The sequence below is a fragment of the Arthrobacter sp. Hiyo1 genome, from assembly GCF_001263615.2.
Lineage (GTDB): Bacteria > Actinomycetota > Actinomycetes > Actinomycetales > Micrococcaceae > Arthrobacter.
In genome coordinates, this window is the sequence record NZ_DF952473.1 from 329,291 (window position 1) to 334,610 (window position 5,320).

At 64.0% G+C, this 5,320-nt stretch carries 4 protein-coding genes and 1 pseudogene; all 5 read left to right on the forward strand.

The genetic code is table 11. The annotated features are described in order from the left end of the window. On the forward strand, positions 1–1,294 hold a 1,294-nt coding region (locus tag AHiyo1_RS16975), incomplete at its 5' end, for an efflux RND transporter permease subunit (protein WP_253257408.1). Continuing rightward, positions 1,294–1,518, forward strand: coding sequence for a hypothetical protein (locus tag AHiyo1_RS27070; RefSeq protein WP_059389327.1), 225 nt, complete (start codon positions 1,294–1,296; stop codon positions 1,516–1,518). The genes AHiyo1_RS16975 and AHiyo1_RS27070, both read left to right, overlap by 1 nt. Next, positions 1,515–1,859, forward strand: a complete 345-nt coding sequence (locus AHiyo1_RS16980) for a hypothetical protein (protein ID WP_253257409.1) — start codon at positions 1,515–1,517, stop codon at positions 1,857–1,859. The genes AHiyo1_RS27070 and AHiyo1_RS16980 overlap by 4 nt, the downstream gene beginning before the upstream one ends. Beyond that, positions 1,838–1,978: a hypothetical protein gene (locus AHiyo1_RS27075; protein WP_253257410.1), complete on the forward strand. Its 141-nt coding sequence runs from the start codon at positions 1,838–1,840 to the stop codon at positions 1,976–1,978. Before AHiyo1_RS16980 ends, AHiyo1_RS27075 begins: the two co-directional genes overlap by 22 nt. Positions 1,979–2,045: 67 nt before the next feature. Next, a pseudogene (locus tag AHiyo1_RS16985) lies at positions 2,046–5,320 on the forward strand (efflux RND transporter permease subunit); the annotation flags it as partial.

Genomic DNA, 5,320 nt, shown 5'->3' on the forward strand with positions numbered 1-5,320 from the left:
CTTCGCCCTCGCCGGACTTGCCCTCGCCCCCCAGTTAGCCAGCGGCCGTCCGACAGTGCCTGTCCTGCCGGACAAGACCCTCGTGGTGCAGTGGAGTGCGATCGCTGGCACCTCAGACCAGGAAATGACGCGGATCACTGATGCGGCCGCCCAGGAGCTCCGGACACTCCCGGGCGTGGTCAATGTGGGGGGACACATCGGGCGCGCCATCACCTCGGACCAGGTGGGCGACATCAGCGCCGGGGAGCTTTGGGAGACAGTTTCCGCGGAGGCCTCCTACCGCGACACGGCGGCGGCCGTCCAGCACGTGGTGAACGGGTACCCGGGGCTGACCAGCAAAGTATCCACGTACCCGCAACAGAGGATCGAGCAGATCCAACAGGCCGCCGACCCCGGGTTTACCGTCCGGGTTTACGGCCTGGATATGGCCACCCTCCGTCAGAAGGCAGAGGAGGTGCGGCAAATCCTGGCCCGGACCGACGGCGTCGTCAATCCCCATGTCGACGCGCCCACCCAACAACCGATCGTCGAGGTCCAGGTTGACCTGACCGCGGCCCAGAAAGCGGGCGTCATACCCGGCGATGTCAGGCGCGCCGCCGCAGCGCTGCTGCAGGGAATCGAAGTCGGCAACATATACCAGCAACAAAAAGTCTTCTCGGTGATCGTCAAAGGAACTCCGTCCACCAGGAACAGCCTTACCAGCGTCCGCGAGCTGCTGATCGATACCCCCGGCGGAGGTCACGTACGCCTCGGCGACGTTGCACACGTCAACATGGTCGGGAACGAGGCTGTGATTCTGCACGATGACACTTCGCGCCGGATCGATGTGAAGGCTGATATTCAAGGGCGCGCCCTCAACGACGTTCAGCAGGATATCGAGAAGGGCCTCCAGCAACTGCAGTTCCCGCTCTCGTACCATGCGGAAATCCTCACCAAGTACGCAGAACAACAGAACAGCGCCCGGTGGCTGTGGCTGCTGGCGGCGGTCGCCGCGGCCGGAATCCTGGTGCTTCTCCAGACGGCGCTGGGAAGCTGGCGGCTGGGTGCGACGGTCTTCCTGGGCTTGATTGCCGCGCTCTCGGGCGGAGTGCTCGCTGCGCAGATGACGGGCGGAATCAACTCCTTGGTCTCGCTTCCTGCATTCTCGGCCCTCCTGGGCATTGCCGCACGTGGATCCATCCTGTTCATTCGGCACGCCCGAAGCTTGGGGTCCGAGGACAGTCCTGCCTTTGGCCCCGCGCTCGTGATCCGAAGCGCGCGGGACCGGTTGATGCCCGTGCTGATGTCGGCCTGATGACGGCTCTTGGCCTGCTGCCGCTCGTGCTCATGGGTGGCGTGGTCGGAACGGAAATCATCCAACCGCTCGTCATCATCATTTGGGGCGGGCTGCTGACCACGACCCTTTTCCTGCTATTTGTCTTGCCCGCGCTGTTGCTTGGATTCGGACCGGAACCGGCGTCCAGGACCGCACCCCGGAACGATCCGCTGCTCCGGGCACAGAGCGAGGACGCACCATGAAGAAGTTAGCTTCGCGGCAGGGCCGCAGCACGAAAGTCCTGATCGCCCTGGTGGTCGCCGCTTTGCTGACGCTTTCACTGCCGGCCTGTTCCCAGCCGCAAGCCGAAGCCGTGCCTGCCGCTGACGCCCCGGCCACCGTGGAGGAAGTCCCGGGGACGGACCTGCACCGCGTCACCCTGACGGAACGCGCCGTCGAACGTCTGGGGCTAAAGACCGGGACAGCGTCGTCGGGTCCGCAGGGGAAGCTGACCGTCCCCTACGGGGCGATCCTGTACGACAGCCAGGGCAGGACCTGGTCTACACGAATCCGGAGCTCCGCGTGTATGTCCGCCAGTCGGTAAGTATCGAGCGAATCGCCGGCGAAGCCGCATTGCTGAAGGAGGGTCCGCCGATCGGCACGGTGGTGGTCACGTTAGGGGCCGAGGAATTGTTCGGCGAGGAATTCGATACGGCCCACTGAGATGCGTTGGATCATAGGCATCAGCCTCAAATTCAGGACAGTGGTTGTTGCACTGGCCTGCGCGGTGATGCTGTTGGGCTCAGTGCAATTGAGCTCGGCGTCCATCGATGTCTTTCCGGAATTCGCGCCCCCGCGCGTGGAAATCCAGACGGCCTGCCTCGGCCTGACCGCGCAGGAAGTGGAAGAACTGGTCAGCGTACCGATCGAGGCTTCCCTGAGCGGCATGCCCGGCCTTGATGAGCTGCGCTCCAAGTCCGTCCCGCAGCTGTCCTCGATCGTGCTCATCTTCAAGCAGGGTACCGATTTGCTGAACGCCCGCCAGGTGGTCTCGGAACGGATGGCGGCAGTGACATCCGCTCTGCCGACGTGGGCGGCTCCGCCGGTCATGCTTCAGCCGCTGTCGTCGACGAGCCGCGTGATGAAGATTGGCATGACCTCCTCCAGCCGGTCCCTGATCGAGATGTCCATGCTCTCCTACTGGACGATCCGCGCCCGGTTGCTCCGGGTACCGGAGTGGCCAACGTCGCCATCTGGGGTGAAAGGCTCCAGATGCTGCAGGTCCAGGTGCAGCCGGACCGGCTCAAGGCTGAAAATGTTTCGCTCAACGAGGTCATGGAAGTCACCGCCGGAGCCGTGGACGCCGGCCTCCTGAAGTACTCGCCCGGCCGGTTCATCGGCACGGGAGGCTTCATCGACAGTCCGAATCAAAGAATGGGCGTCCAGCATGTCCAGGCCGTTTCGAGCCCAGCGGACCTGGCACAGGTCACCATCAGGGAAAAGGACGGCGTCGCGCTGCACCTGGGCGACGTGGCCAAGGTCGTTGAAGACCATCAGCCGCTCATCGGCGACGCTGTCATCAACAACGGGCACGGGCTCATGCTCATCGTCGAAAAGCTCCCCTGGGGCAACACCCTCGATGTGACCAAGGGAGTTGAGGACGCCCTCCGCCAGCTCCAGCCAGGGTTGAGTGGAATCACCTTTGACACCACCATCTTCCGTCCGGCGAGCTTCATCGAGGAGGCGATTTCCAACCTCAGCCTCGCGCTGCTCCTGGGCTGCCTCCTGGTTGTGATGATCCTCGGCGCCTTCCTCTTCCAGTGGCGCACCGCCCTGATCAGCCTTGTGGCCATTCCGCTCTCCCTCCTGACGGCGGCGCTCGTGCTGTACTTCACGGCGAGCTCCATCAACACCATGGTCTTGGCGGGGCTTGTCATCGCCGTGGGTGTGGTCGTCGACGACGCGATCATCGACGTCGAGAACATCATGCGCCGGCTCAGACAACATAGGGCCCTGGGCAGCGGCGAACCAACGGCCTCGGTGGTGCTCAGGGCCTCCCTGGAAATGCGAAGTCCCATTGTCTACGCGACCCTGATCATCGTCCTCGCGGCCGTTCCCATTTTCTTCCTCGACGGACTGACCGGTGTCTTTTTCCGGCCGCTGGCTGTCTCCTATACCTTGGCCGTCCTCGCCTCGATGCTGGTCGCGCTGACGGTGACACCGGCCCTGGCCCTGATCCTGCTCGGCAACGCGAAACTGGAGCAGCGCGATCCTCCACTGGTCCGGGTGCTCAAGCGCGGATATCACGCCATTTTGTCCCGGACCATGAACCGGCCCCGCTACGGCTACGCCGGTTTCGGCGCCGTCGCTCTCGCGGGGCTGGTGATCGCTCCGTTGCTGGGCCAGTCCTTGTTCCCCACCTTCAAGGAACGGGACTTCCTGATGCACTGGGTCGCAGAGCCCGGCACTTCGGCAGCGGAGGAATACCGCATCTCACAAAGGGGCTGTGAGGAGCTCCTCAAGGTGCCCGGGGTCCTGAACTGCGGTACCCACATCGGCCAGGCGTTCACCGCAGACGAAATCGTCGGCGTCAACGCCGGGGAAAACTGGATCAGCATCGACCGCCACGCCGACTACGAAAAAACGGTGGCAGCTGTCCAGGAGGTTGTCGACGGCTATCCGGGCCTGCACCGCGACGTCCAGACTTACCTGAAAGAGAGGATCGAAGAGGTCCTGACCGGCTCCAGCGAACCAATCCTGGTCCGGGTCTACGGGGACGACCTGAACGTGCTGCGGGACCAGGCCCAGAAGATCAAGTCCATCCTTGACCATATCCAGGGCACCAATGAACCCCACGTTTCCCTGGAAGTCGAGGTACCGCAGATCACGGTCAAGGTGGACCTTGCCGCAGCGCAAAAGTACGGGCTGAAACCCGGCGACGTGAGGCGGGCGGCCGCGACACTCGTGGCCGGGGAAGAAGTAGGCGACGTCTTCCGGGACGGACGCGCCTACGACGTCCAAGTCTGGAGCACCCCGGAGACCCGCGCCAGCGTCACCAGTATCGAGGACCTGCCGATCGACACCCCCGGGGGACAGCGCGTCCGGCTGGCCGACGTCGCCGCCGTCAGCGTGCAATCGACACCCAACCTCATTGACCGCACCAACGGATCCCGCCGGGTTGAGGTCGGTTCCTTTATCGATCAGGGGGCAGACCTCGGGACCGTTGTCCGCACGCTCCAGGAACGCCTCGAAGACATGAAGCTGCCGCCGGGTTACAGCGTCCAACTCCTCGGTGAGTACACGGAACGCCAGGCGGCCACCGAACGCCTGACGATCTTCGCCGTGGCGTCCCTGGCCCTGATCTTCCTGTTCCTGCAAGCGTCGTTCCGGAGCTGGCGGCTGGCCCTGCTCGCGCTGCTGACGCTCCCCATCGCCCTGGTCGGCGGGGTTTTCGCTGCCTACGTGACCGGCGGGGTCCTCTCGCTCGGCTCACTCGTCGGTTTCCTCACGGTGATGGGCATCGCAGCCCGCAACGGGATCCTGCTCATCAGCCACTGCCAGCATCTGGAAAGGAACGAGGACGAAGCCTTCGGCCGCGCCCTCGTGTTGCGCGGAGCGGCGGAACGGCTTTCCCCGATCCTCATGACCACCTTGGCTACCGGACTTGCCCTGGTGCCCTTGGTGGTTATGGGAAATATCCCGGGCCACGAAATCGAACACCCCATGGCCGTGGTCATTCTGGGCGGACTCGTCACGTCCACCCTGCTCAATTTGTTCATTGTCCCCTCGCTCTACCTCGCTTCGCAAAAGCAGGGTCCCGTGATCCACGGGAGGCACTCACGTTCCTTTTCCGGAGATTCAGGCGAGTGGTTCCTTCCCGAGCGCAGGAACCGAGCTAACCGATTCTGCCTCGCGCACCGGTCCAACGGCGCCAAGATTAAATTGTCGGTGCCTCCTGAGATGCTGTGGGCATGGATCGAAGGACAGCCTGGAGTGCGGACAACGGCGCGGTCGTGCAGGCCATCGCCGCGTCCGTCGCCGCGTTTGCCTCCTTCACCCGCGACG